At 64.8% G+C, this 26,308-nt stretch carries 24 protein-coding genes; 16 read left to right on the top strand and 8 right to left on the bottom strand.

The window, feature by feature from the left end:
- Position 1: 1 nt before the first annotated feature.
- Together CV770_RS10105 and CV770_RS10110 are read right to left on the bottom strand one after the other, a co-directional pair.
- On the bottom strand, positions 2-1,279 hold the full coding sequence (locus CV770_RS10105; RefSeq protein WP_104462208.1) for a polysaccharide deacetylase family protein: 1,278 nt from the start codon (positions 1,277-1,279) through the stop codon (positions 2-4).
- Between the two features lie 179 nt (positions 1,280-1,458).
- Positions 1,459-2,265 carry a polysaccharide deacetylase family protein gene (locus CV770_RS10110; RefSeq protein ID WP_091957043.1) on the bottom strand — a complete coding sequence of 269 codons (807 nt, stop codon included), beginning with the start codon at positions 2,263-2,265 and terminating at the stop codon, positions 1,459-1,461.
- 82 nt (positions 2,266-2,347) lie between these two features.
- Between CV770_RS10110 and mgtE the strand changes: the two genes are divergently transcribed.
- The 4 genes from mgtE (at position 2,348) to tolA (ending at position 6,332) form a co-directional block, all read left to right on the top strand.
- Complete coding sequence (mgtE, locus tag CV770_RS10115) at positions 2,348-3,769, top strand: magnesium transporter (protein ID WP_104462209.1); 1,422 nt, start codon at positions 2,348-2,350, stop codon at positions 3,767-3,769.
- 225 nt (positions 3,770-3,994) lie between these two features.
- A complete protein-coding gene (locus tag CV770_RS10120) occupies positions 3,995-4,312 on the top strand; it encodes a helix-turn-helix domain-containing protein (RefSeq protein WP_104462210.1) in 318 nt (105 codons plus the stop codon).
- A gap of 180 nt (positions 4,313-4,492) precedes the next feature.
- A complete protein-coding gene (locus CV770_RS10125) occupies positions 4,493-5,311 on the top strand; it encodes an aldo/keto reductase (RefSeq protein ID WP_104462211.1) in 819 nt (272 codons plus the stop codon).
- A 49-nt stretch (positions 5,312-5,360) separates the two neighbouring features.
- A complete protein-coding gene (gene tolA, locus CV770_RS10130; protein WP_104462212.1) occupies positions 5,361-6,332 on the top strand; it encodes a cell envelope integrity protein TolA in 972 nt (323 codons plus the stop codon).
- 71 nt (positions 6,333-6,403) lie between these two features.
- On the opposite strand, the gene CV770_RS10135 is transcribed toward tolA, so the two are convergent.
- On the bottom strand, positions 6,404-6,697 hold the full coding sequence (locus CV770_RS10135; RefSeq protein ID WP_104462213.1) for a DUF1330 domain-containing protein: 294 nt from the start codon (positions 6,695-6,697) through the stop codon (positions 6,404-6,406).
- Positions 6,698-6,769: 72 nt separating this feature from the next.
- Entirely contained in the window at positions 6,770-7,768 is a 999-nt protein-coding gene (locus CV770_RS10140; protein ID WP_091957037.1) for a zinc-dependent alcohol dehydrogenase family protein, read from the bottom strand.
- 46 nt (positions 7,769-7,814) lie between these two features.
- On the opposite strand from CV770_RS10140, the gene CV770_RS10145 reads away from it, so the two are divergent.
- Positions 7,815-8,834 (top strand): AraC family transcriptional regulator, encoded by a 1,020-nt coding sequence (locus CV770_RS10145; RefSeq protein WP_245453714.1) that lies wholly within the window; start codon positions 7,815-7,817, stop codon positions 8,832-8,834.
- Between the two features lie 1,110 nt (positions 8,835-9,944).
- On the opposite strand, the gene CV770_RS10160 is transcribed toward CV770_RS10145, so the two are convergent.
- Positions 9,945-10,661, bottom strand: coding sequence for a DUF599 domain-containing protein (locus CV770_RS10160; RefSeq protein WP_104462215.1), 717 nt, complete (start codon positions 10,659-10,661; stop codon positions 9,945-9,947).
- A 135-nt stretch (positions 10,662-10,796) separates the two neighbouring features.
- On the opposite strand from CV770_RS10160, the gene CV770_RS10165 reads away from it, so the two are divergent.
- The 4 genes from CV770_RS10165 to CV770_RS10180 all read left to right on the top strand — a co-directional run bounded on the left by CV770_RS10165 (position 10,797) and on the right by CV770_RS10180 (position 13,598).
- Positions 10,797-11,459 (top strand): glutathione S-transferase family protein, encoded by a 663-nt coding sequence (locus CV770_RS10165; RefSeq protein WP_104462216.1) that lies wholly within the window; start codon positions 10,797-10,799, stop codon positions 11,457-11,459.
- A 305-nt stretch (positions 11,460-11,764) separates the two neighbouring features.
- Entirely contained in the window at positions 11,765-11,968 is a 204-nt protein-coding gene (locus CV770_RS10170; protein ID WP_018321158.1) for a hypothetical protein, read from the top strand.
- 157 nt (positions 11,969-12,125) lie between these two features.
- Positions 12,126-13,115, top strand: a complete 990-nt coding sequence (locus CV770_RS10175) for a hypothetical protein (protein ID WP_104462217.1) — start codon at positions 12,126-12,128, stop codon at positions 13,113-13,115.
- A 42-nt stretch (positions 13,116-13,157) separates the two neighbouring features.
- Positions 13,158-13,598 carry a DUF1489 family protein gene (locus tag CV770_RS10180; protein ID WP_104462218.1) on the top strand — a complete coding sequence of 147 codons (441 nt, stop codon included), beginning with the start codon at positions 13,158-13,160 and terminating at the stop codon, positions 13,596-13,598.
- Here the strand turns inward: CV770_RS10180 and panC are convergent.
- On the bottom strand, positions 13,595-14,446 hold the full coding sequence (panC, locus tag CV770_RS10185; RefSeq protein ID WP_104462219.1) for a pantoate--beta-alanine ligase: 852 nt from the start codon (positions 14,444-14,446) through the stop codon (positions 13,595-13,597). The genes CV770_RS10180 and panC overlap by 4 nt on opposite strands.
- A 283-nt stretch (positions 14,447-14,729) precedes the next feature.
- Here panC and CV770_RS10190 point away from each other — a divergent pair, with 283 nt between their 5' ends.
- The 4 genes from CV770_RS10190 (at position 14,730) to CV770_RS10205 (ending at position 18,541) form a co-directional block, all read left to right on the top strand.
- Positions 14,730-15,653: a division plane positioning ATPase MipZ gene (locus tag CV770_RS10190; RefSeq protein WP_091957019.1), complete on the top strand. Its 924-nt coding sequence runs from the start codon at positions 14,730-14,732 to the stop codon at positions 15,651-15,653.
- Positions 15,654-16,003: 350 nt separating this feature from the next.
- A complete protein-coding gene (locus tag CV770_RS10195) occupies positions 16,004-16,864 on the top strand; it encodes an alpha/beta fold hydrolase (protein WP_091957017.1) in 861 nt (286 codons plus the stop codon).
- A gap of 134 nt (positions 16,865-16,998) precedes the next feature.
- On the top strand, positions 16,999-17,748 hold the full coding sequence (locus tag CV770_RS10200; protein ID WP_104462220.1) for a vWA domain-containing protein: 750 nt from the start codon (positions 16,999-17,001) through the stop codon (positions 17,746-17,748).
- A 64-nt stretch (positions 17,749-17,812) separates the two neighbouring features.
- Positions 17,813-18,541, top strand: a complete 729-nt coding sequence (locus tag CV770_RS10205) for a DnaJ domain-containing protein (RefSeq protein ID WP_104462221.1) — start codon at positions 17,813-17,815, stop codon at positions 18,539-18,541.
- Between the two features lie 219 nt (positions 18,542-18,760).
- Here the strand turns inward: CV770_RS10205 and CV770_RS10210 are convergent, their stop codons facing one another.
- Positions 18,761-20,599, bottom strand: coding sequence for a D-alanyl-D-alanine carboxypeptidase (locus tag CV770_RS10210; RefSeq protein WP_091957014.1), 1,839 nt, complete (start codon positions 20,597-20,599; stop codon positions 18,761-18,763).
- A 389-nt stretch (positions 20,600-20,988) separates the two neighbouring features.
- Here CV770_RS10210 and CV770_RS10215 point away from each other — a divergent pair, with 389 nt between their 5' ends.
- Entirely contained in the window at positions 20,989-21,327 is a 339-nt protein-coding gene (locus CV770_RS10215; RefSeq protein ID WP_091957013.1) for a phasin family protein, read from the top strand.
- A gap of 74 nt (positions 21,328-21,401) precedes the next feature.
- Here the strand turns inward: CV770_RS10215 and CV770_RS10220 are convergent, their stop codons facing one another.
- Positions 21,402-22,754 carry a TadE/TadG family type IV pilus assembly protein gene (locus CV770_RS10220; RefSeq protein WP_104462222.1) on the bottom strand — a complete coding sequence of 451 codons (1,353 nt, stop codon included), beginning with the start codon at positions 22,752-22,754 and terminating at the stop codon, positions 21,402-21,404.
- Between the two features lie 482 nt (positions 22,755-23,236).
- Here CV770_RS10220 and clpS point away from each other — a divergent pair, with 482 nt between their 5' ends.
- Together clpS and clpA are read left to right on the top strand one after the other, a co-directional pair.
- A complete protein-coding gene (gene clpS, locus CV770_RS10225; RefSeq protein ID WP_026202494.1) occupies positions 23,237-23,569 on the top strand; it encodes an ATP-dependent Clp protease adapter ClpS in 333 nt (110 codons plus the stop codon).
- A 282-nt stretch (positions 23,570-23,851) separates the two neighbouring features.
- Positions 23,852-26,260, top strand: coding sequence for an ATP-dependent Clp protease ATP-binding subunit ClpA (clpA, locus tag CV770_RS10230; RefSeq protein ID WP_104462224.1), 2,409 nt, complete (start codon positions 23,852-23,854; stop codon positions 26,258-26,260).
- Positions 26,261-26,308 lie beyond the last annotated feature (48 nt).

Genomic DNA, 26,308 nt, shown 5'->3' on the forward strand with positions numbered 1-26,308 from the left:
ATTAAGCGCGCTTCTTTAGACTGGCGATGCGGGTCGAGCGCGGCGTCGCGCTCTTGGCCTGCGGGGCAGGCTTCGGTGCGGCCGGTGCCGCATGCGCGGTATGCCGAGCCTGGGACTTGGCCGTCTTACCCTTGGCAGCCTTGCCCCTGGCCGTATGAGGCGTCTCGGCCGCCATTGCCAGCCGCGTTGCGGCACGCCGCGACAATGTCGTCGACAGCAGCACCTCGACCGAGCCTTCCGGAATCGCGAACAGCGCGCGGCCGGGCACGGGCAGGGCGGAGGCGATGTCCATCTGACCCTTGGTCCGGCGCGGCAGCAGCGGCTGATGCTCGGTCTGCGCATTGAGGTCGGCGAGCGAAGGCGCCGGCAGCGTCCTGGTCTGCGTGAACACGAAGCTCGGAACGGAAGGCCAGCGCGCGATCGGCACGGTCTCGGTCGGCGGATGCAGCAGCCATTCCACTGGCGTGGTCGGCGTTGCCGGCCGCTCGGCGGTCGCCGGCACCACATGCACGATGCGATAGCCGCGCGCCTTGAGGTCGCGGATGATTTTTGGCAGCGCCGCCACCGTCCGCGCCTGGATGTCGTGCAGCAACAAAATGCCCTTGCCCTTGGCCTCCAGCCGCTGGATCGCGAGCTGATAGACGCGGTCGGACGACACATGGCGCCAGTCGTCGGCGGGGAAGTCGGCGCTCCACACCTGGATGCCGCGCGAGATCAGATGATGCTCGACGCCTTCGGCGCGCATCAGGCCGGGAATGCGGAAGAACGGCGCCAGCTTGGACGGATCGGTCATCGCGGCCGAGGTCCATTCGATGCCGCCGTTGATCTCGGCCTCGGCCTTCTCGATCGGCATCCGGTCGAAGGTCAGCGGATGGTTCATGCTGTGGGTGCCGACCGTGTGGCCCGCCGCCACCAGCTTGCGCACGCCTTCGGGGTTCGCCTTGGCCTGGCTGCCGATGATGAAGAAGGTCGCCTTGATGCACTCGTCGTCGAGCATCTTGAGGACCTGGTTGGAATATTTCGGCAGCGGACCGTCGTCGAAGGTCAGGACGACCTCATGATCCCTGAGCGGCAGCGTCTCGCGGTACTGCATGGTGCCGATCAGCGGATGCTCGCGCGGATCGACCACGAGGGTGCGGGACGTCCCGAGCGCGTCGGGATGGCCCGGGCAGTCGGCGGCAAGCGCCGCCGGCGATCCGATGGTCGAACATCCAAGGAATCCGCCGAGGCAAAGGACGATCCACGATCGCGTCCGCAAGACAACGCTACTTCCGATCATGAACCCTGTCTGCCCTCATGTGCGATTGCCGCCATAGTAGGTCGGAGACATCAGGAAACGGTTCAGGCCCAAAGAACCTTTCCCGTCACAAAGTCCCCATCCATTTGCATGGGGTATCATGAACAGAGTGTTAATAGGCCCCAAATCACCCCATTTTGCGCCGGCGTGACATTCCGGCATCAGCGCGCATCGGCGCTCTTCTGCGGCGGGCCGGCCGGCACGATGTGGACCACGCGAAAACCGTTCTCCCTCAGATACCGCAGGAAGGCCGGCATGATCGCGGCGGTGCGCGCCTTGGGGTCGTGGAAGAGGACGATGCCCTTGCCGCTAGCTGCGAGGCGCTCCGTGACCAGCTTCAATTCCTGCTCCGGCGTCATCTCGTTCCAGTCGCTGGCCCAGAGGTCAGCGCCGAACACGACGATGCCGCGTGATTGCAACAGATCGAGCTCGGCCTGCGTGGCCTCGAAATAGGGGAAACGGAAGAACGGCGTCGAAGGCGTCGTGGTCGAGGCGCCGTGCAGCGCCATCTCGACGGCCGCGATGCCGCGGTCGACCTCGCTCTTGGCCTTGTCGAACGGGATCCGCGCCATGAACGGATGCGAGAAGGTGTGGTGGCCGATGCTGTGGCCCTCGCGCGCGATGCGCTTGACCATGTCGGGATGCTGGCTGGCGTGCAGGCCGATCAGGAAGAAGGTCGCGCGCACGCATTCCTGCGCCAGCGCCGCCAGCACCTTCGACGTCGTCGGCGGGTTCGGCCCGTCGTCGAAGGTCAGCACGACCTCGTGATCGGCCAGCGCAAGCGTCTGCGGAAAGCTCTTCAGGCCCACGCGCGGCGTGCTCCTGGCATCGACACTCAGCACGCGCGAGGTGCCGAGCGCGTCCTTGCGCGGACACTCGGCGGCCACGGCCGAAGCGATGCCGATCAGGGCAGCGAGGGCCGCGCCTGATGACATCGAGGTCCACCGCAGTCGAAGCATCTTTGTCATTGCGCTCGGTGTTGCCTTGTGGGTATTGCCTGACCGTCAGCCCAGACCATTCGTTCCAACCTGTCAAACGGCGAGGCGCGCCATGGATGAACATATGGACGTTGCCCGATCCGCCGCGGATTCGGTACTCGACCACGTGCCGATGCGCAATGAAGACGGCGATATCAGGCACGAATTCGTCGAGGAAATCGCTCATGCGATCGAGGCCGGCGACAGCGCCTCGCTGCGCGCCTGCGTCGCCGAGCTGCACGAGGCCGATCTCGGCGATCTCATCGGCGCTCTGGAGCCCAACGACCGCGTCCGCCTGGTCGAGCTGACCGGCCGCGATTTCGACTTCTCCGCGCTGAACGAGCTCGACGAGGGCGTGCGCGAGGAGATCCTCGAGGAACTGCCGCCGGAGACCGTCGCGGAAGGTGTTCGCGAGCTCGAATCCGACGACGCCGTCGAACTGCTCGAGACCCTCGACCAGGCCGAGCAGGAGGAGATCCTCGAAAAGCTGCCGCTCAAGGAGCGCGTCGCGCTCGAACGCAGCCTGCTGTACCCCGAGAATTCCGCGGGCCGCCGGATGCAGACCGAGTTCATCGCGGTGCCCCAGGATTTCACCGTGGGGCAGGCGATCGACTACATGCGCGAGACGCCGGATCTGCCCGACCGCTTCTACGAGATCTACGTCGTCGACAAGGACCAGCACTGGCAGGGCGCAGTCCCCCTCGACGTGCTGCTGCGCGCGCGCCGGCCAGTGCCGCTCACCGAGCTCACCGACGAGGACCGCCGCCGCGTCTCCGTTCTGGAGGACCAGGAAGAGGTCGCGCGCATGTTCGGCAAGTACAATCTCGTCGCAGCTCCCGTGCTCGACACCCAGGACCGCCTGGTCGGCGTCATCACCGTCGATGACGTCGTCGACGTCATCGAGGAGGAGGCGGACGAGGATCTCAAGGCGCTCGGCGGCGTCACCAGCGACGAAGAGCTGTCGGACACCTTCCTGACGATTGCGCGCGCGCGGTTCAACTGGCTGCTGGTCAATCTCGCCACCGCCTTCCTGGCATCCTCGGTGCTCGGCCTGTTCGAGGGCCAGCTGGAGAAGATGGTCGCGCTCGCTGTGCTGGCGCCGATCGTGGCGAGCCAGGGCGGGAACGCCGCGACCCAGACCATGACGGTGGCGGTGCGGGCGCTGGCGACGCGCGAGCTCGGTTCTTCCAACGCCTGGCGCGTGGTGATGCGCGAGGCGCTGGTCGGTCTCGTCAACGGGCTCGCCTTCGCCGTGATCACGGGGATTGCGGCGGTGGCCTGGTTCAAGATCCCCGGCCTCGGCATCGTCATCGGGCTGGCGATGGTCTGCAACCTCATCGCCGGCGCGCTCGGCGGCATCCTGATCCCGATGGCGCTCGAACGCGTCAGGGCCGACCCCGCGGTGGCGTCGGGCACCTTCGTCACCACGGTAACGGATGTGGTCGGCTTCTTCTCGTTCCTCGGCATTGCGACGCTCTGGTTCGGGCTGAGGTAGGGGGCGGCGCTCTCGCTCTCGTGTCCCGGGCGCGCTGCGGCGCGTAGCGCTGCTGCGCAGAACCGGGACCCAGAAGGCGGCAGTGTAGGTCGCCGTGAGATGGGCCCCGACTCAGCAGCGCACCACGCCGCGAACGCGGCGCGCTGCGCTGCGTCCGGGGCACGAGACCTCGTATCTTTAATCCGAACTTAAGCGACCTGCCGCATCATCGCCTCGCTTGGGGGAATGAGCATGCGGTTGCGGCTGAAGGCGGACGGACGGGTCGTTGAGTTGCGGGATGGACAGGAATTTCCGGCCCAGCCGTCTCCGGTCGAGCCCACGGCCAATGCCGCGCCGGCCGACGCCAACCCGCTCGCGGTGCGCGATTTGCGTCGCCGCGCCTGCCTGACCCAGATGGAGTTCGCCGCCAAGCTCGGTGTTCCCGTCGAGACCATCCGCAACTGGGAGCAGGGCAAGCGCGCCCCGCGGGGACCGGCCCGCGCGCTGCTCGCTGTGATCGCGCATGCGCCGGATACGGTGTTCCAGGCGCTCGCCAAAGCCTGAGCTAAGGCCTCAAGGCCTGACGTCAAAGGCCTGACATCAAGGCCTGGCGCGAACCTCCCGTTAGCATTGCGCTGAAGATCCGGCCCGACCGCCGGCGTCGTCCGTTGGCACCGTGACGGGCCGGGTCCATAATGACACCTGGATGATGATTTGGGGCGACCGCGACAGAGAGGATTCCTCATGCTGTTCGTCGAGACAAATGGCGCAAGGATCCCGGCGATCGGGCTCGGGACCTGGGAGCTGAGCGGAAGGCCTGCCGCGCGCGTGGTCGAGCAGGCGCTGCGGTTCGGCTATCGCCACATCGACACCGCGCAGGTCTACGAGAATGAACGCGAGGTCGGCGACGGCTTGCGCGCCTCCGGCGTGCGCCGGGACGAGATCTTCCTCACCACCAAGGTCTGGACCAACCATTTCGCGCCCCACGATCTCGAGCGCTCGGTCAAGGAGAGCCTGGTCCGCATGCGGCTTCCCTCCGTCGATTTGTTGCTGCTGCACTGGCCGAATTCGCACGTGCCGTTGGCGGAGACGCTCGGCGCGCTGTCGCATGCGAAGGCCATGGGCCTGACCCGCCACATCGGCGTCTCCAATTTCACGGTGGCGCTGATCGAGCAGGCGGTCGCGCTCTCGCCGGAGCCGCTGGTCTGCAACCAGGTCGAATACCACCCTTATCTCGACCAGGCGAAGGTGAGGGCGGCCTGCGACCAGCATGGCCTTGCGCTCGTCGCCTACAGCCCGATCGCCAAGGGACGCATCAAGTCCGACCAGAGGTTGGCCGAGATCGGACGCGCCCACCGCAAGTCGCCGGCGCAGGTCTGCCTGCGCTGGCTGGTGCAACAGAATGTCGCTGCGATCCCGCGCACCTCGCGCATCGAACGCCTGTCTGAAAACATCGAGATCTTCGATTTCGAGCTGTCGGAGGACGAGATGAGCCGGATCGCCGCACTCGCCAGTCCGAAGGGTCGGCTGACCGACTTCGGCTTCGCCCCGAAATGGGATTGAGAGGGGGCTGGGGTATGCTAGGACCGCGACGGCAACCCAAGATCGGTCGATGGAACTGCGGAAGATCATACGGACGGACATTGCGGCGTCAGCAATCGCGCATCTGACGCTGGTGGCGCTGATCATCGTGATCAGCGAGGTCCATCCGTTTCGCAGCCAGCCGCCGGAGACCGTGACCGTCGACATCGTCACGCCGGAGCAGGTGAAGGAAGAGATCAAGGAGCAGGAGACGAAGGAGGCGGCCAAAGAGAAGCCGCCGGAGCCGACGCCCGATCTGAAATTGCCGAAGCTCGATTTCACCGACAAGTCTGAAGCGGCGGACAAGCCCGCGGCCAAGCAGCAGGCCGCGGCACCGTCGCCGCAGCAGACGCCACCTGAACCGCAGCAGAAGCAGCCGCAACCCTCGCCGGCGCCGAAGCAGCGTGAGGCCAACGTGCAGTCGCAGCCTCAACAGCCACAGCCGTCGCAACAGCCGCCGCCGCAAGCGCAGCAACAACCGCCGCCCCAGGCGATGCCGCAGCCACCGATGCAGCCGCCGCCGCAAGCGATGCAGCAGCCGGAGGCCGCGCCGCCGCCGGCCTATCAGGCTCCGCAGCCTGACGTCACCGTCAAGTACGGCGTCATGTTGGGCCTGCCGCCGGAATTGCCGCCGGAGCTGCCGAAAGACGCCCCCAAGGACGATGGCGGCGATGCCAAGGATTCAATCGCAGCCAAGCTGCCGCAGGAAGTCATCGCCGCGCTTCGTCGCCATTTGCGCAGCTGTGCGAAATTGCCGGCCGGACTCAGCCCCACCGACGCCGTTCACATCAAGCTGCGCACGGTGTTCGCGACCGACGGCACGCTGGCGCGCGAGCCGATCCTGATCGAGGCTCCGCCGTCCGCGAAAGGCGTGGCACTCGTGAAGTCCGCCATGAGCGCGCTCCAGAACTGCCAACCCTACAAGATGCTGCCGGCAAATCTGTACGGGGAATGGAAGATCATGGACCTGCCGTTTAGCCCACGGGATTTCGGCGGTTCCTGATCGGGGCGAGTTCAAGACGACCCCCTCTCTCCACCCATGCATCCATCGTGATGACGACCTTGCCGAACAGGTTAGTCGTCGATCCCCTGAACGAGGATGGATCGATAGTCTGCGCCCAGAAAGCGGTGTTGGACGGCGGCGCGGTATTCGGCGCTATCATAGAATGCGCGTCCGGCTTCGATAGTCGGGAATCTGACGATCACCACGCCCTCGGGAGAAGGTCCTTCAAGAACGTCCTGAGGGCCGTAGGCGGCGAGAATGGTCGCTTCCGTGATGTTGAGAAGGGGGGAGACCATGTCTGCATAGGTCCGCAGTTCACCCGGATTGCGGGTACGTTCGCGAATGAAGATGGCATAGGCGCTCATGGGTAAGAAGCTCCGTAGGGTTTGCTCTCAGAGTGTTGGTGCAGTCGGCCGGAAGAGACTGCTTCGCACCGATCACGCGCCGTTGGTGATGACGACCTTGCCGAACACATTGCGCTTGCCGAAGTGCTCGAACGCAGCCTTGCCGTCGGCGAACGTGAAGCGGCTGTCGATCACTGGACGGGTGCCGTTCTGCGCGACGGCCGCAATCACGTCCTCGAGGTCCTGGCGGTTACCAGTCGCGATCGTCTGGAACCGAGCGAAGGTGAGAAACATGTCGAGGTAGCCGGGCATCTCACCTTGTGCGAGCACGCCGACCATCGACACCTGGCCGCTCAGCGCGACCGCTTTCAGCGACTGGGCGAAGGTGCCGGGTCCGCCAACCTCGACCACGCGGTCGACGCCGCGCCCGCCGGTGAGTGCTTTGGCCTGCTCGCCCCAGTTGGGATTCTCGGCATAGTTGATGACATGATCGGCGCCCAAGGCGCGCAGCCGCTCCGCCTTCTCGTTCGACGAGGTCGTCGCGATGACCTCGGCGCCGCGCGCCTTGGCGAATTGAAGCGCGAACAGCGACACACCACCGGTCCCCTGCGTCAGCACGCGGTGCTGCGGACCAACGCCGGCGACCGCATTCCAACCAGTGACCGCGGCGCATGGCAGAGTCGCGGCGTCGGCGAAGCTGATGGAGGCGGGAATGGCAACCAGTTCGTGCTGATCGACAACGCGATACTCGGCCATCCAGCCATCGATCTGGCTGCCGTATTGCGGCGCGAACTCACGGAAGGGCCCCGCATACCAGCCCGGCATGAAATTGTTCGCCACCCGGTCGCCGACCGCGAAGCGGGTGACCCCCGAGCCGACGGCCTCGACCACCCCGGCGGCGTCGGACACCTGCGCGCGGCCTTCCTCCAGGGGAAACGGCGACCAGCCATTGACGATCGTGAGGTCGCGAAAATTGAGTGAGATCGCCTTGATGTTGACCAGGACTTCGCCCCGACCGGGCTGCGGCTTGGGCTCCTCGCACAATTCCAGGCCGTCGATCGAGCCGATCTTCCGCAGACGATAGATCTTCATGCAAGTTACTCCGGTTCTGGGAGGCATGTAGGTCGGACTTGACCAGATGATCCATTACCTGGAGTGTAGGTTTCCTAACCCATCGTCCAAAGGTCCCATGCACCCCTTCGATTCCGTCCTGAGCGCGATGCAGCTTGAGAGCTCGCTCTTCGTCCGCTTGCGCGGGCATGCACCCTGGGCGATTTCGTTCGACAGCGGGGGACAGGCGCGGCTGGTAGTCGTGGCAAAGGGGCAGGGCTGGTTCACCCAGGTCGGGCACCCGCCCGTCGTCGTCCAGGCTGGGCACTGCCTCATCATCAAGCAGGGGGTTAAGGGAATATTAGGCGACACGTCCGATCGCGCCGCGATCCCCTGTTGGCAGGTGGCCGATCACGTGACGGGAGAACTGGTCGCCTTCGGCGGCGACGGCGAGCCGTGCGAGTTCTTCTCGACGCTGTTCACCTTCGATCATGCCGCGGGCGAGCCGTTGTCGGCGCTGCTGCCCGACGTCGTCCATGTCACGATGGCCGACCGCGACGCAGGGCAGATGATCTCGATCCTCGAACAGATTGGAGCGGAGGAAGCACAGGGGTCGCTGGGCGGTTCTTACGTTGTCGGCCGCCTGCTCGACGTGCTCTTCATTCAGGCGATCCGGACTTGGGCCTCGTCCGAGGGCAACGTGTCCGATGGCTGGCTCGCGGGCCTGACCCATCGCCAGCTTGCCCGAACCTTAAGCCTGATCCATGCCGATCTTGCCCGCCCATGGACGCTGGAGCAGCTTGCCCGCCACGCCGCGATGTCGCGCTCATCGTTCGCGGCGCTCTTCAAATCGGTCGTCGGCGTGCCGCCGCTGACCTATATCGCCACGTGGCGCATCTACCGGGCCAAGCTTTTGCTCGCAGCGGGCCACTCGATCGCGGCGGCAGCCGAGCAAACCGGCTATGGCACAGACGTCGCGCTCAGCCGGGCCTTCAAGGCGACGACTGGAATGTCGCCTGGGCAATGGCGGCGCGAGCGTCGTGCCGTCGCCGGGCCGCGAGCTCCTGTCTCGGACGCACGGGCTGCGCGCCGTGCGGCGGTCTATTGAGCACTCTCTTATTTCACTTGGCGCCAGTCGTCTCCGCCAACAGGCTCGCGATAGAGCGCGTAATCGCCATTGTCGAATAAGGTGCGTTCGGTTACCCGACGGGCAAAACACCCAGGATGCTGTCAATCGATCTTCACAAAAATATTCCACTTTACCGAAATTCGGTTTCGGCGTATGTGTTGCGCATCCCGGCTCACCAAGAGGGGCGACTATGTGTCGTCACTGTCGCGAGCCGGGCTTGCGGTGGACGCGGCAGCGTCGGCACGAGAGGTGCGGGCAGGGCGGGTAGTCCCTGTGAGCCCGTAACCGCGTGTAGATGAGCGGCGCTGTCAGGTTCGTCTCGTCTGTAAGTTTCCGGCTCCGTCGACAGGGCTGGAAAAACTGCGGCGAAATGGCGGGCCGCGCGTACGGCAAAACCGTGTGGTCCTGGCCGTCGTTGCTACGGTCAAGCTGTTCGAAGATGCGCGCGAGCCCAACCGGGCAGACGGCATCGTCAATTCGAGCGGCGAGGGAGGCCAGAGGGAACTCGGCTCCCGGGAGATCACGGCATAAGCCGTCCAACCACCGCGCAGGGAAGGCCGAGTGATCGGCACCACCTGTATGCTGCTGTGCGGTTCTTTCTGCGTGTGCTTTTCGCGCAGCGGACCGCGGGTGCGAGCCAGCACCCGGCCTTCCCTGCGCCCTCTTGGATTAGAGGGTGGAGCGATCAAGCAAAGCTCGGGCGAAATGCGCCGCGAGGACGCGAAGGCGTGTCTGCGACTTGAGCTGCGTGCCACAAACTCGATCTCGTAGGGTGGGCAAAGCGCAGCGTGCCCACGCCTTGTTGCTTATGGACGGAGATCGTGGGCACGGCGCTCTGCGCCTTTGCCCACCCTACGGCAGCGCCGCTGGGATGTGCACTGGAGCATCGCTATCATGTGGAGAGCGCGCGCGACACACTCCGCTCTCGTGCCCCGGACGCAGCGCAGCGTCCCCGGCGATGCGAACCATCGGCCGGTGCGGTGTGCTGCAGAGCCGGGGCCCATCCATCCGCATCGCGCCATGTTGCCATCTGGGTCCCGGCTTTGCGAAGCAACGCTCGCGCGTTGCAGCTTGTCCGGGACACGTGCCTCAATGACCGCGCTTCATCCTCTCCTCGCCATCCACCACCTCCGGTGCCATCGCCGCCCATGCGCTCGACGCGAATTGTCGGCGCCAGGTCACGACCACCACGGCCGCCGTGGTCACGAACAGCAGCCAGGGGCTGACGAACCAGCCGAGATAGCCGAGCGCGAAGAAGAAGGCGCGCTGGCCGCGGTTGAAGTGGCGGCCCGCGGATTCGAACAGGCGCGTGGTGCGGATGACATGGGCCTCCGCCTCCGGCGTGTCGCGCCGCTCGGCCGGCGGCATGCCGCCGAACAGGATCGCGACATAGTTGAACAGGCGATAGGACCAGGCGAATTTGAAGAAGGCGTAGACGCAGATCAGCACGAGGCCGACGCATTTCAGCTCCCACATCGCCGGCGACGTGCTGAGGTCGATCGGCAGCTTGCTCAAAATCGTGATCGCGTCGTTGGTGGCGTGCAGCAGCGCCAGCGCGCCGCCGAGCGCGATCAGGCTGGTCGAGGCGAAGAAAGCGGTTCCGTTCTGCAGCGAGGCCATGATCTGCATGTCGACCATGCGCGTCTCACGGTCGAGCAGCCGGCGCACCCAGACCTCGCGATAGCGGTTCATGCGCGCCGACAAGCTGTCGCGGCCGTAGGCCGAATGCTCCAGCGTCAGGGCATAGACCAGCCATTCGATGATGAAGAAGCCGACCGCGGTGATGTCGACCCAATGCCTGCTCATGTCTGTCTCTTGTCCGTCTCTTGGCGAGGACCGCAACGATTGCCACGCATGACGGGGCGCAGCAACGATTGATTGGCGGCAGGGGATGGCGTTAAAAGCGGCTCGCTTCAAAGCGTCTCGGGAAGGACTGATGACATGGCTGCGCTGAAACTCGCGATCGGTAACAAGAACTACTCGTCATGGTCGATGCGGCCATGGCTCGCGCTTCGCGCCAACGACATCCCGTTCGTGGAGACGCTGATCCCGCTCTACACCGACAATCCCGCGGACAAGGAGCAGATCCTGTCCTTCAGCCGTGCCGGCAAGGTACCTGTGCTGGTCGACGGCGATGTCACAGTGTGGGATTCGCTCGCCATCATCGAATACATCGCCGAGCGCTATCCTGAAGTGAAGCTGTGGCCCGACGACGTCGCCGCGCGCGCGCATTCCCGATCGGTGTGCGCCGAGATGCATTCCGGCTTCGTGCCCCTGCGCAACGAATGCGGCATGAACCTGCACCGGCCGGTCCGGCCCTTGGCGCTGTCGGCCGACGCCAAGGCCAACGTCGCGCGCATCGAGGAGATCTGGCGCGAGTGCCGCACGCGCTATGGTGCCAAGGGTCCGTTCCTGTTCGGCCGCTTCGGTGCGGCCGATGCGATGTACGCGCCGGTGGTGCATCGCCTGCGCACCTACGCGATCGACGTCGCGCCGGACACCAAGGCCTACATGGAGACGATGATGGCGCTGCCGGCGTTCCAGGAATGGACCCGCGACGGGCTGGCCGAAACCCTGGTCATCGAGAAGTTCGAGGACGCCTGACCGGTCGGTCCGAACGAGGCCGCTGGCTGTGTGCCGGTCGGCGGCGCTCACGTTCCGGACATTGACCGGGGCCATATGCCAATCGGGCTGCGACCGGCCCTGCGACATGCCGCCTGAACATGCGGCCCCGGCGGTATCATCGGCCCGCCGGTTCCATCCCTATCATTCTGAAAAGACTGTAAGATTTACCCATTCGCCATGGTGGCATGGCGCTGGCCAAATCGGCTGGCCGCGTGCTATACAGCGCTGGGTTTCTGGCCGGCCGTCGCAGTGGGACCATGGGCGAGGCAGGCGTTGTTTGAGTGATGGAGAGGGTGTTGAAGCACAAATTCCCGATTGGAACGCGCGTATTGTTCACGGCCAGCAACGTCGCGCGCCCTGCTGCCAGCGGCTCGTACGAGGTCATCCGCCTGCTGCCGACCGACGGCGACGACTGCCAGTACCGGATCAAGAGCTCGACCGAAGCCTTCGAACGCGTCGCCAAGGAAAGCCAGCTCGCGCTCTCCTGAAGACCGACGCTCCCCGCGCATTCGCGCCTCTGCGGAATTGTGTCCTGTCGCCGTCAAAAGGCCCGCTTCACCTTCCCAAGGTGGGCTTGGGGGCAGTTGCCGACTCGCGGTGCTCGCTTGACCATTCGCTCTCTGCTCGCGTGAGGGTACGTCGCGCATGAACTGGGCCTGGGCCACTTCGCTCGACCAAATCTGGCGCTCGCCGGCCTTTCCGATGTGGATGACGCTGGCGGCTGCCGGATTCTTCGGATTGATCCTGCTGATCACGCTGCTGCGCGCCGACAGGTCGGTCGCCAACGGCGCGCTGACCGTGATCACGCTGCTGTCCATCGCGATCGCTGGAGCTGCCACCGTGCGCGTCTATGGACCGGCGGGGCAGGACGCTCCGACTGAAGCGCGCGCGCAAGGTGCCGTCATCGCGAGCCTGCCGGCGCTGTCCTGTCTCGACGATCTCGCCGGCGATGCGGTCGCCATCGGCTGCGAGAAGGCGCTGTTCGGCTCGCCGGATGCCGCGGCTGCCGCCGTCTCCTACACCGCGGCCCGAATCGACCGGCTGACCGCGCTCGGTGATGCCGCGATCGCCGAGAAGAGCCTGACGACCGACATGAAGGTGCTGCGCAAGGCGCTGGAGCACGATCGCTACGGCCTCGTGGCGCAGGTGCTGGTCGTGCGCGACGGCTGCACGCAGTTCGACTGCGCCACGTTCCGCTCGCTGACCGATCAGCAGCGTGTTGCCGCCAACATGGACGCCCATCTCTACGACATGCTGGTCGCGCGCTACGCCCCAACCTGGAACGCGCCTGCAACGGCGTCGGCGATGCCGGCCACGGCCGCGCTTGCCGGGCTGCCGCCCGCGATGCCGACGGGCAAGCCGACCAGCGCTGAGTTCCCGAGCGCCTCGTCGACGCCGCCAGTGAGCATCATGAATCCGGAGCCCACGGCGACGACGCGTCAGGCGGCGCCCGCGGCCGCGAACGCAGCGCCGGCACCGCGCGCGCCCGCCGCGACGTCGGCGCAGGCCGCCGCACCACCGGCCGCGAAGAAGCCGCCGGCCCCAAAGGCGGCGCGTGCTCCCGCGGCAGCACCGGTTCCGCTCGCTCCGCCGCCAGCCTCGGCGGCCGCGCCCGCGGCTGCGGATAACGAGTAGATCGGCATTCCAAATGCGGTGCTGCCCGGCTAATGCTTGGGCATGCCGCTACATCTGATCAAGCTCGCCGTCGGTTGCGACTCCGTCAAGGAATTGAAGGAGTGGATCGCCGAACGGATGCAGACCGCCAAGAAGAAGGGCCTGCCGCAACATCACATCCACATCACCCGCATGGTCCCCAAGCGCGATGCCGAAATCCTCGCCGGCGGGTCGCTCTATTGGGTGATCAAGGGCGAGATCGCCGCGCGGGAAAAGATCATCGGCATCGAGCCGTTCCGCGACAAGGACGGTATCGGCCGCTGCCGGATCGTGATGCAGCCGAAAGTGGTCTCGGTGTCGCCGCGGCCGATGCGCCCATTCCAGGGCTGGCGCTATCTCGCCGACGAATCCGTGCCGCCCGATCTCGGCAAGTCCGCCGCCGGCTCGATCGCGGCGATGCCGGAGCCGATGCGGCGCGAATTGCGCGATCTCGGGTTGCTCTAAACCGCGATATTGTCGATCAGCCGGGTGTTGCCGAGCTTGGCCGCGACCAGGATCCGCAACGGGCCGTCCTTGCGCGAGGTGAGGGGCGCCAGCGTCTCGGCATGGCGCGCCTCGAAATAGTCGAGCGCAAAGCCGGCCGCCTCGATCGTTGCGGCGCCACGCTTCATGGCCGACGCGATGGCTTCGCCGGCACGGATGCGGCCGGCGCTGTCCTTCATGGCGCGGTAGAGGACGGGGGCGGTCTGCCGCTCCTCGGGCGACAGATAGACGTTGCGCGAGGACATCGCGAGCCCGTCGCGCTCGCGCACGGTGCGGGACCCCACGACCTTGACGCCGAGATCGAGATCCCGCGCCATTTGCGTCACCACCCGCAACTGCTGAAAGTCCTTTTCGCCGAAGATGGCAAAGTCCGGCCGGCACTGCGTGAACAGCTTGCCGACGACGGTGGTGACGCCGCCGAAGAAATGCGGGCGGAAGCGGTCCTCGAGGCCGGCAATCGCCGGTCCCTCCGGCACGATGCGGGTGGCAAAGCCGTCCGGATACATCGCCTCGACGCCTGGGTGCCAGACGATATCGACATCCTCGGCTGCGAGCTTGGCGATGTCGGCCTTCCAGGTGCGCGGATAGGCGCCGAAATCCTCGGTCGGGGCGAACTGGGTCGGGTTGACGAAGATCGAGACCATGACGCGGCTGGCGCGCCGCTTGGCAAGGCGGACGAGAGACACATGGCCGTCATGGAGGGCCCCCATGGTCGGGACCAGCGCGATCGTGGCCTTTCGCTTGCGGAGATTGTCGACGGCGCGGCGCAAGGTTGGGACCGTGCGGGCGATCAAAGGGCTTGCTGACATCAGGACTCGACAGGGTTGGGAATCGGCGCGGCATGACCTGGCGCCAGGGGCGACTAACCTTAACAAGCGGCGATCGTGGACGCCATGCATCCGGATGCGGCACAGCATCCCGCGCAAGGTCGCGCGCGATGTCGCGACATTGTGGCTGGATCACAGACAGAAAGACGGCGCCGCGATTCACGAGAAGCAGGGCGCGCTGCGATTTGCATTACCTGTCACGCATTTCACTTGACCGCAGACGCGGTCAACTCGAAGATATTCATCAGGGGTGTTGAGGATCGCCATGCTTGTGCAGGCTAGCCAAGGCCAATCCGGCTCGGCGCATGTGGTCGTGCTCGGCAACGAGAAGGGCGGTTCCGGCAAGTCGACCACCGCCTTGCACATCGCGGTTGCGCTCCTGAAGGCCGGCCAGCGCGTCGCCACCATCGACCTCGACTGTCGTCAGCAGAGCTTCACCCGCTACATCGGCAACCGCGCTGCCTGGGCACGCCGCACCAAGCTCGACCTCGAACTGCCGGTGCATCGTTGCATCAAGCTCGGCGAGACCATGCAGATCGCCGAGAACGAGAATTCCGAGTTCCAGCAGTTCATGGAGGCGGTCTCGGCGGTCGAGAGCAGCTTCGACTTCATCGTCATCGATACGCCGGGCACCGACAGTTATCTGATGCGGCTGGCGCACTCGATGGCCGACACGCTGGTCACGCCGATCAACGACAGCTTCCTCGATTTCGACGTGCTCGGCACCGTCGATCCCGCCAACTACGCGGTGACGGGCGAGAGCCACTACGCCGAGATGGTGCGCGACGTCAGGCGCAAGCGCCGCCAGCTCGACGGCTCGACCACCGACTGGATCGTCGTGCGCAATCGCCTGTCGATGCTCGGCTCGCGCAACAAGCAGCTCGTCGCCGAGGGGCTGAAGGATCTGTCGCTGCGGCTCGGCTTCCGCTACGTCGACGGCTTCGCCGAACGCGTCGTCTATCGCGAATTTTTCCCGCGCGGCCTGACGGCCCTCGACGAGATCGACGAGGCCACGCTCGGCATGCGGCCCAATCTCGGCCATCTGACCGCACGGGAGGAGGTGACGGGCCTGCTCCGCCAGCTCAAGCTGCCGCTGGACGAGCGCGGCCGTCGCCGCGCCGCAAACCGGGCCGAGTGGTTCAATCAGGTCGACAAGCCGCTCGAGGTTCACGACATCCTCGGCGCCTGAGCCGGCGGTATATCGCTACTTCCGATCGATCTGATTGATCTGTGGGGCCGGTTCCGGGAACTGTGGCCGCGTTCCGCCGTTTTCACCTTACGTTGACCGTGAAATTGAACCCAATTGAGACCGGTTGCGTCGGATGGTGAAGTGCATCCTGACGTAGCTTGGCGAGGACGGGATGCCCATAAAACGTGTGCGGCGCACAATGAAAGGGCTGCCGGCTCACAATATTTGGCCTTCCTGTCACGCGCCTGTGACATATATTAGCGAATAGGCGACAAGGGGCCGAAGAGCCCCGGAAGAACACGATTTTCAACAGGGATTCAGGCCGCAAGAGCCTGAGGCTGAGGACGAAAATGAAGCGTGGAATTGCCGTTCTGGTTTCGGTCAGTGCTCTCTGCGGCATCGCCTATTTCACGGCGAGCAAGTGGGCGATCAAGCACGAGACCATTACCTTCTACGACGCCTCGCGCGACAATCGCCCGGTGCCCGTCGACATCGCGGTGCGTCGCGACAAGGAAATGCAGGCCAATGCTGGCATGATCACGCTGCCGGTCGCAGTGATCAATCACGGCAACACCGTCAAGAACACCGAGTACGGCTTCCTCGCCAACATCTTCGCTGCGCGCGGCTACATGGTCCTGAGCCCGCAGCATGACTTGCCGACCGATCCTCCGATGGTGACCAAGCCCGGCGAGCTCTATGTCGGCCGGCTGCCGCAGATCCTGCGCGGTGTCGCCAACATCCATCTCGCCGTGCAGGAAATGAGGAAGCTTCAGCCGAACGCCGACTACGACAAGGTCACCATGGTCGGCCATTCCATGGGCGGCGACATCACGATGTATTTCGCCAAACAGTATCCGGATGAGGTCAAAAAGGTCGTCACGCTCGACAATTTGCGCGTGCCCTTCGTCACCGCCGGCAAGTTCAAGATCCTGTCGTTCCGCTCCACCGATCCGCAGTTCAAGGCCGATGTGGGCGTGATCCCGACGGACGAGGAATGCGAGAAGGCGGGTATCCAGGTCGTGAAGACCGAATTCCAGCACAACGACATGCGCGACACCGGTCCGGATGTCGCCAAGAACTCGATCCAGGGCATGCTCGACAAATTCCTGAGCGCGACCGACAGCGAGATCGCGCCGGTCGACACGCAATCCTCGCCGCCCAATATCCTCGAGCCCGGTCCGGTCGCCTTGATGGGGCCTGCCAAGAGCTGACGTCTTCGCCCTGACGGCGCACACATCGTCAGTCACGATCTGCAAAGCCCCCGCCGGCCTCTGCCGGCGGGGGCTTTGCACATTGACCGGGCTGCTTGCGCTAACCACATTAGCCGCCCACGCAGGGTCAAGGCATGTCGGGCGAACCCATCAAACCGCGCAGCGGCGATGCCGTCTCGGCGCAAGCAAGCGGTGCGGTGCCGCAGGCCGGAACATCGACTGCGGAAGACATCGCCGCCTTCGTCGCCAAGGCGCAGGCGATGTCACCGCATGCGCCGGGCGCGAAGGGGCGGCTGATCTTCGCGCTGGATGCGACGATGAGCCGGCAGCCGACCTGGGACATGGCCTGCGCGCTCCAGGCCGACATGTTTCGCGAGACCGCCGCGCTCGGCAGTCTCGACATCCGGCTGGTCTATTATCGCGGCTTCAACGAGTGCCGCACCACGGGGTGGATCTCCGACAGCACCAGGCTTGCGGCCCTGATGAGCAAGATCGATTGCCGCGGCGGCGACACCCAGATCGGCAAGGTGCTGACCGAGGCGCGGCGCGAAGCGGTCGCATCGGGCGTCCGTGCCGTCGTCTTCGTCGGCGATGCCATGGAGGAGAAGGTCGACGAGCTCTGCGCCAAGGCCGGCGAGCTCGGCATGCTCAAAGTGCCCGTGTTCGTGTTTCAGGAAGGTCATGACGCCGTCGCCGAGCAGGCCTTTCGCGAGATCGCGCGCCTGACGGGTGGCGCCTGGTGCCGGTTCGATCCGGGCGCGGCGGCGCAGTTGCGCGAGCTGCTGCGGGCCGCTGCGGCCTATGCCGCCGGCGGTCGCGAGGCGCTGTTGAAACTGGCGAAGACTGCGAGCGGCGCGGCCCGGCTGATCGGCCAAATGAAGTAGCGGTCAGGCGTCGCGGCGAGGCGTATGCCATGCATTTTGCCGCGAGGGCGACTATATTCCGCTCATGACCCTGATCGCCGGCGCTGTCGCAATTATCACGCTTTATCTGCTGCTCCAGATGTTTCGCGCTGCCAATCCGGCGGTGCTGGCGAGGGCCATCAGGTTCGGCGGCGGCGTGGTGGCGCTGGCGGTCGCAGCCTTCACGGGCTTGCGGGGCGAGCTGGTGGTGGCGATCCCGCTCGGGATTTTCGGCGCTGGGCTGCTGGGCTGGACACCGCTGGCAAATGCCGGCTTCGGCAATCTCGGTGGGCTGTTTGGCGGCGGCGGTGCTGCGCCCGCGTCGGGGCAGTCCTCACGCGTGCGTTCGCAATTCCTGGATATGCGGCTCGACCACGGCTCTGGCCAGCTCGGTGGGCAGATCGTCGCCGGGCCTCACGCCGGGCGCGATCTCGGCGAGTTCGATCTCGCTAGCCTGCTGGCCATGGTCCCGACATTCGACGCCGAGAGCGTGGCCTTACTTGAAAGCTATCTGGACCGCCGGTTTCCCGCCTGGCGTCAGAACGCGCAGGGCGATGCGGCAGGGGGGCAGCGCCGCACGGCGGCGAGCGGCAAAATGACGGCGGAGGAGGCCTATCAGATCCTTGGCTTGCAGCCGGGGGCGGGGCGTGACGACATCAGCCGGGCCCACAAGACCCTGATGAAGAAACTCCATCCCGACCAAGGGGGCTCGAACTATCTCGCTGCCCGTGTAAACGAGGCCAAGGATACTCTGCTTCATACGCATAACGGCTAACTCCGGCACCACGCTACAAACGCCCGTACCGCGTGAGCTCCGCTTGCTCTGTCTGCCGTCGCCCTGACACCCGCCATTGTCGGCGTGGTTGATCTCTTCAGTAAAGTTTTAACCGTAAATCCTTGACGAGAAGTTGTCGCGGAACTGGTATCGGGACCCGCCAAAAACAAAATGCCCGCGCAAGGCGCGGGCATTTTTTGATCGGAAGGTCGCGAAAGATCAGTTGCGGACGGTGATGCAGGAGATGTCGGCGCGCTTCAGGGTACGGCAGACGGCTTCGGCCTGGTCGCGCTCGAGCCCGGCGAAGCGGGCGCGATAGAGCTTGCGATTGTCCTTGGCGACGACCTCGGTGAACGGATCGGCCTTGCTGAGCAGGCCGCGGGCGGAGCTGCGCGCGGCGTCAATGCGCTGCTGGGCCTCGTTCTCGCTCTCGAGCGCGCCGACCTGGACGATCCAGCCGCTGTGGGTGACCATCGGCTTGGTGGTGGCGCTCATCTGGATCGGCATCGGGTCGGCGGAGGCCAGCTTCGGAGCGGCCGGGGCGGGCGCAGCAGCCGTTGCGGCCGGCAGTACCCCGAGGAGGCCGTTGCCGGTGCCGAAGCCCGCGGGCTGGCGCGGCAGCTCGGTGCGGGCGATCTCGGCCTTCGGCGCTTCCGGCTGGCTGACCACCTCGGGCTTGTTGATGAGATCGGCCCGGGCGACGACGGCGGTGGAGGTTTCCGCGACGTCGGAACGGGACGAAATGGTGTTGGTAACCGGCGGTGGGACCTGGGCGGGGGCGGCGGAAGCGACCTTCACGGCGCCGGCCTTGACCTGAACCGTCTTGACCCGGACCGGCTTCATCGGCTCGGACGAGCCGGGGATGATGGAGAGCGGCTGGCTCGAGATCACGCCATTGGTGAGCGGCGCCGGCTCGATCTTGGATTCCGTCGGTCGAACTTCAGGCTTGGCTTCGGATCTGGGCTGGGCCGGCGGCACCGCGGCAGTCGCAGCCGCGAGCGTCGACAGGCGTGCGGCCAGACGCGACGGAGCGGCTTCAGGAGCAGGGGCAGAAGCGGCCTGAACCTGCGGAACGGCGCGGGCCGGGGTAGGCGAGGCGTCGGCGACCTCGGTGCTGGCGTCCGCGCCGTTGCGCTCCGTGACCGCGGCGACGGTGTGGGTGGTCGCACCCTTCTCGAGATTCTCCGCGAGCAGGTTGCGCATGATGGCATCGCGCGAGCCGCCGCTGCGGCCGCCGAGCACGACACCGATCAGATGACGGTTGCCGCGGCGCATCGAGGTCACGAGATTGAAGCCGGAGGCGCGGGTGTAGCCGGTCTTGATGCCGTCAACGCCCTCGACATTGCCGAGCAGGTGATTGTGGTTGCGGATCGACTGTCCGCGCCAGTTGAAGGTCGCGGTCGCGAAATAGCGATAGTAGCGCGGGAAGCGCTCCTGGATGGCGCGGCCGAGCGTGGCCTGGTCGCGCGCGGTCGTGACCTGCTCGTCGTTGGGAAGGCCGTTGGCGTTGCGGTACACCGTCTTGGACATGCCGAGCGAGCGCGCCTTGCGCGTCATCATCTGGGCGAAGTCGTCCTCGTCGCCGCCGATCGCTTCCGCGATCACCACGGCTGCGTCGTTGGCGGAGCGGGTGACGAGGCCCTTGATCGCGTCCTCGACGCGAATGGTCTGGCCGGCGCGCAAATTCAGCTTGGTGGGATCCTGATCGGCGGCGTGCTGGGACACCGGCATCTCGGTGTCGAGCTTCATCTTGCCGGACTCGAGACGCTCGAACAGCAGATAGAGCGTCATGATCTTGGTGAGCGAGGCGGGGTGGCGGATGCCGTCCGGGGCGTTCGACTGAAGCACCGCGCCGGAATTGCCGTCGACGATGATGGACGCGAATTTCGGGCTGGAGCTCTCGGACACATCGCGCTGCACCCGGTGGTGCGCGTAATGGCGCCGATGACGCCGCGCCTCGGCGGCATCGGTGGTGAAGATGACCGCGGTGGTGACCGTAAGAAGCCCGAAAACGCCAACCCGCGCCAAGCGCGAGGAAGACAAGTTTTTACGAAGCATGGAACCCCGTCCCCGTTTCTCAACTGATCACCGGCTCGTGAGGCGAAATTGTGCCCAATGGACCCGGGATCATTACCTGCTCAGGCTGTCCCTCCGCTGGTGTTCGCCGCGGGGGACGTTGGGCCTGAACCGCTATTCTGGCTAAGGTGATGGTCTCAAACGGCTTTTGACCGTCTGCGGAAGTTGAACACGTCCAGGGAATCAGGGTAGGGGCCCGCGGTTTCCAAATGCTTAAAGAACCCTTGCGGGAAACCCCGGGAATTTCCGCGAAGTGAGTCCAATTTTGTGCGTCGCACAAAGATTCTTGACTTTTTTGTGCGTTGCACTAATTGTGGGCAGAGTCAGGGAGCCGGGGCTTCCCGACGAGAGCCAGGGAAAAGGATTCCGAAATGTTCAAGGTTGAAGACTTTCAGAACTACGGGAAAGACCACTTCGAGCAGTACGTCGCCTCCGCGACCTCGGTGCAGCACGGCCTCCAGGCGATCGCCAGCGCCTATGGCGACTATACGAAGAAGTCGTTCGAAGACACCAAGTCCTTCGTCGAGAAGCTTTCCGGCGTGAAGTCGCTGGACAAGGCCATGGAAGCGCAGACCGACTTCGCGCGTTCCTCCTACGAGACCTTCGTTGCGGAATCGCAGAAGATCGCCGGCCTCTACAGCGACCTCGCCAAGCAGGCGTTCAAGCCGGTCGAGACCATCGTGTCGAAGTTCACCCCGGCTGCTCAGTAAATTTTTCAGGACGTCCTGGAATCGAAGAGCCCGGCTGAACCAGCCGGGCTTTTTGTTTGCACGCGGTCGATCCGTCAGCGCGCCACGCGCAGCTTCGACAGCGAGGTGCCGATGTCCTTGAACACCGAAACGGTCTGACTGGCCGACGTGACGAGATAGAACTTGTCGGAGCTGCTGGCGCAATATTGCAGCACGCTCGAGGTCGGATCGCTGCCGGTGTTCACCTGCACGGTGTAGATCGTGATATTGTTGGGCTGGGCCTTGGCGTTGTCGCAGAGCTTCTTCTGCCTTGCGTCGATCTGCGAGGCGTCGCTGTACCAGCGGTTCTGCGTGTTGAGACCGTCGGAAAGAAGCACGATCGCGTCCTTGTAGGTGTAGTTGGTGTCCTTCGCCGGCGCGTCCATGGGATCCCCGCCCGATAGCGTCATCCAACCCCAGGCCAGGCCGATGCCCTGGTTGGTGTTGCCGGTGGGCTTCATGGCGTCGATCCGGTCCTTGAGCGAGCTCCAGTCGTAGCTCAGCGGCATGATCGGCTGCAGATAGGATGAGCTGCCCGTGTTGCAGTAGGAGTATTGCTCGGCCGGGAAGAGCGTCCCCACATTGCCGCTGGTCGGCGTCGTGTTCTTGGTGTCGTAATCCTGGTCGCGGTCGGTGACGCAACCGGTCCAGGTGTTCTGGTTGGCCGGCGTCCATTTCCAGTTGTTGCAGTTCCAGTTGTTGCCGGAGGTGCAGCTCCAGCTGCCGTTCGCGGCTTCCCAATCGCTGAAATCGACCCAGTACTTGTTGTAGTTGCTGGCGCCGACATTGACGTCCTTCGCGAAGGGAACGATCGAGATGTAGACGTCGCCGGTATTCTTGGCGAGCGTGCTGAGCTGATCGACCAGGTTCTTCGCGGCCGTCTGCATCGCCGCCATCTTGCCGTCGCTGGCCATCGACCCGGTGTTGTCGAGCACAAGGGCCACGCGCATGCGCGTCAAGCCCCAGGCGCTGGTGGAGGAGGTGTCGATGCCGAGTGTCGGGAAGCCGGCGATCTTCATGAAGCTGGTCGTGTAGGTGCCGGTTCCGGTGAGCTGGATTGTCGAGCCAAGGCTGGTGCTCGCGTTGTAGGTGGCCCCAACGGTGACCGATGGCAGGGTCGTGGTGTCGGTGAACAGGGCATTGAAATAGGTTTGCGCCTTGCTGCTGATCTGCGACGTCGTGATCGTGCTGGATGACAGGTCCCTGGAGAGCATCAGCGCGGTTGAGTCGAGGGCTGACTGCATGGAGGCGCGGGCCTGGGCGGCGCGGCTATAATCGATCGCGGCACCGACGAAGCTCAGCACCGGGACCAGCGCGATGGCGAAGATCACGGCGATATTGCCTTGCTCGGCCACTGCAAAGCGGGCGAATTGCCGACCAAGGCGGCTGACGAGCGGCAGGCGAGACATGACGATCCCCGAAATCGGTGTTTTGCCCGATTTCGCGCCACGCCATTGAACGGCAGGTAAATTGGACCGTAGAAAACCGGAGCCACCGCGTGAAACGGTCGCAGCCGGGTTAACAGCCGGGGTTCCTGGTCAACATGTTCTAAACGTGCGGGGGCGAAATTTTTGTCAAATCGGTCCGGATTGTTTAACCTTGCTCCTGACCGCCCGGACCGGGAATCGGGACTGCCGTGGCCGCATCGGCCGGACCTTTGCCCGCTTGCGGCGGGCCGGGGGCAGGCCCATATTGCTGGCGAACGATCCGGCTTGGACCGGATTGTCGGGAGCGGCGATCCAACAAGGCGGCGCGCCTGCGCCAGGCTCCGAAGGGCGGGGTCGCGCGGCGACCGCCATTCGCTTCCATGGGGAATTTGAACGCCTGAGCCATGCCGCAATTGACTTCCAGACTCGAACTGTCCGCGCCAGCCGCTGCCTACGCTCCTCGCATGAGCAATGACGAGAACCGTTCGGGCAACCCCTCGGGTCCGAACACTTCGGTCATCACCAAGGTCAAGCCCAAGACCAAACGGCCGAACCTCTACCGCGTGCTGATCCTGAACGACGACTACACGCCGATGGAGTTCGTCGTCCACGTGCTGGAGAAGTTCTTCAACAAGGACATCGAGGCCGCGACCAAGATCATGTTGCACGTCCATCATCATGGCATCGGGGAGTGCGGCGTGTTCACTTACGAGATCGCCGAGACCAAGGTGACGCAGGTGATGGATTTCGCCCGCAAGCACCAGCATCCGCTGCAATGCGTGATGGAAAAGAAGTAGTCGCCGGTCCCGTTCTTTAGAGTGGTTCTGCTCGTGTGGTGTGTGATGGCAGCGCATCCTGCTGCATGATCCGGTGAACTTCGGCGCCGGCGTCAACCCTGCCCAAATGGGTAGTCTGCCCAAATCGGAACGGGTTTTGCATCGAAAATACCGCGGGTGTGTCGCCGCCAGAGTCGCGGAACCGGTCTTTCGCCGCGGTCTTGTATAACTATATGTGACAAAGGTTGTTGTTGCCTGACCGGGCGATCACGACCATGATGGTGGGGGCCATAGAGGACGCGAATGCCGACTTTTTCCCAAAGCCTTGAACAATCCCTGCATCGTGCACTGGCGATCGCAAACGAGCGTCATCACCAATACGCGACGCTCGAGCATCTGTTGCTCTCCCTGATCGACGACTCCGATGCAGCCGCCGTGATGCGCGCCTGTAGTGTCGATCTCGACAAGCTCCGCACGAGCCTGGTTAATTATCTTGAGACCGAGTTCGAGAATCTGGTCACCGATGGCGCCGACGACGCCAAGCCGACCGCCGGCTTCCAGCGCGTGATCCAGCGCGCCGTGATTCACGTACAATCCTCCGGTCGTGAAGAGGTGACCGGTGCCAACGTGCTGATCGCGATCTTCGCCGAGCGCGAGAGCCACGCCGCGTATTTCCTGCAGGAGCAGGACATGACGCGCTATGACGCGGTCAACTATATCAGTCACGGCATTGCCAAGCGGCCTGGCGTCTCCGAGGCGCGGCCGGTGCGCGGCGTCGACGAGGAGACCGAGACCAAGGGCGCCGAGGACGCCAAGAAGAAGGGCGAGGCGCTCGAGACCTATTGCGTCAACCTCAACAAGAAGGCGCGCGACGGCAAGATCGATCCGGTGATCGGACGCAATTCCGAAATCAACCGTGCGATCCAGGTGCTGTGCCGCCGGCAGAAAAACAACCCGCTGTTCGTCGGCGAAGCCGGCGTCGGCAAGACCGCGATCGCGGAGGGCCTCGCCAAACGCATCGTCGACAGCGAGGTGCCGGAAGTTCTGGCGGCTGCCACGGTGTTCTCGCTCGACATGGGCACACTGCTCGCAGGCACGCGCTATCGCGGCGACTTCGAAGAGCGCCTGAAGCAAGTGCTGAAGGAGCTCGAGGCGCATCCCAACGCCATCCTGTTCATCGACGAGATCCACACCGTGATCGGTGCGGGCGCGACGTCGGGCGGGGCGATGGATGCCTCGAACCTGCTCAAGCCGGCGCTGGCCTCGGGCACCATCCGCTGCATGGGCTCGACCACCTACAAGGAATACCGTCAGCACTTCGAGAAGGACCGCGCGCTGGTGCGGCGCTTCCAGAAGATCGACATCAACGAGCCGACGGTCGAGGACGCCATTGCGATCCTCAAGGGTCTCAAGCCGTACTTCGAGGACTACCACCGGCTGAAGTACACCAACGAGGCGATCGAGGCCGCGGTTCAGCTCTCCTCACGCTACATCCACGACCGCAAGCTGCCGGACAAAGCGATCGACGTGATCGACGAGTCCGGTGCGGCGCAGATGCTGGTCGCCGAGAACAAGCGCAAGAAGACCATCGGCATCAAGGAGATCGAGACCACGATCGCCTCGATGGCGCGGATCCCGCCGAAGAGCGTGTCGAAGGATGATGCCGAGGTGCTCAAGCATCTCGAGCAGACGCTAAAGCGCACCGTGTTCGGTCAGGACAAGGCGATCGAGTCGCTTGCGGCATCGATCAAGCTGGCGCGCGCAGGCTTGCGTGAGCCGGAGAAGCCGATCGGCTGCTACCTATTCTCGGGTCCGACCGGCGTCGGCAAGACCGAGGTTGCAAAGCAGCTCGCGGCAAGCCTCGGCGTCGAGCTGTTACGCTTCGACATGTCCGAATACATGGAGCGGCACACCGTATCTCGCCTGATCGGCGCGCCTCCCGGCTATGTCGGCTTCGACCAGGGCGGCCTGCTCACCGACGGCGTCGACCAGCATCCGCATTGCGTGGTGCTGCTCGACGAAATCGAGAAGGCGCATCCCGATCTCTACAACGTGCTGCTGCAGATCATGGATCACGGCCGGCTCACCGACCACAACGGCAAGCAGGTCAATTTCCGCAACGTGATCCTGATCATGACCACGAACGCGGGTGCTTCCGATCTCGCCAAGCAGGCGTTCGGCTTCACGCGCTCCAAGCGGGAAGGCGACGACCACGAGGCGATCAACCGGCAGTTCGCGCCGGAATTCCGCAACCGTCTCGATGCCATCGTCTCGTTCGGCCATCTCAGCGTCGAGGTGATCGGCACCGTGGTCGAGAAGTTCGTGCTTCAGCTCGAAGCCCAGCTCGGCGACCGCGACGTCACCATCGAGCTGTCCGAGCCCGCCAAGGCCTGGCTGGTCCAGCACGGTTACGACGAGCAGATGGGCGCACGTCCCATGGCCCGCGTGATCCAGGAGCACATCAAGAAGCCGTTGGCTGACGAGGTGCTGTTCGGCAAGCTGAAGGGCGGCGGCCACGTCCGCGTCATCCTGGTCAAGGACGAGGCTGACGAGACCAAGGACAAGATCGGCTTCGAATTCGTCGAGGGGCCGGTCACGCCGAAGCAGGAGAAGCTCCCGGGCACCCGCAAGCGCCCGCCGGGCAAGTCCAAGCCGGGCGGCCCCGGCGGCTCGAAGGGGCCGACCTCCAAGGGCCCGCTGGTCAAGGCTTGATCGGCACGCCATGAATTGAAAAGGCCGGCTGAAAAGCCGGCCTTTTTG

It is taken from the genome of Bradyrhizobium sp. AC87j1, from assembly GCF_002936975.1.
Lineage (GTDB): Bacteria > Pseudomonadota > Alphaproteobacteria > Rhizobiales > Xanthobacteraceae > Bradyrhizobium > Bradyrhizobium shewense.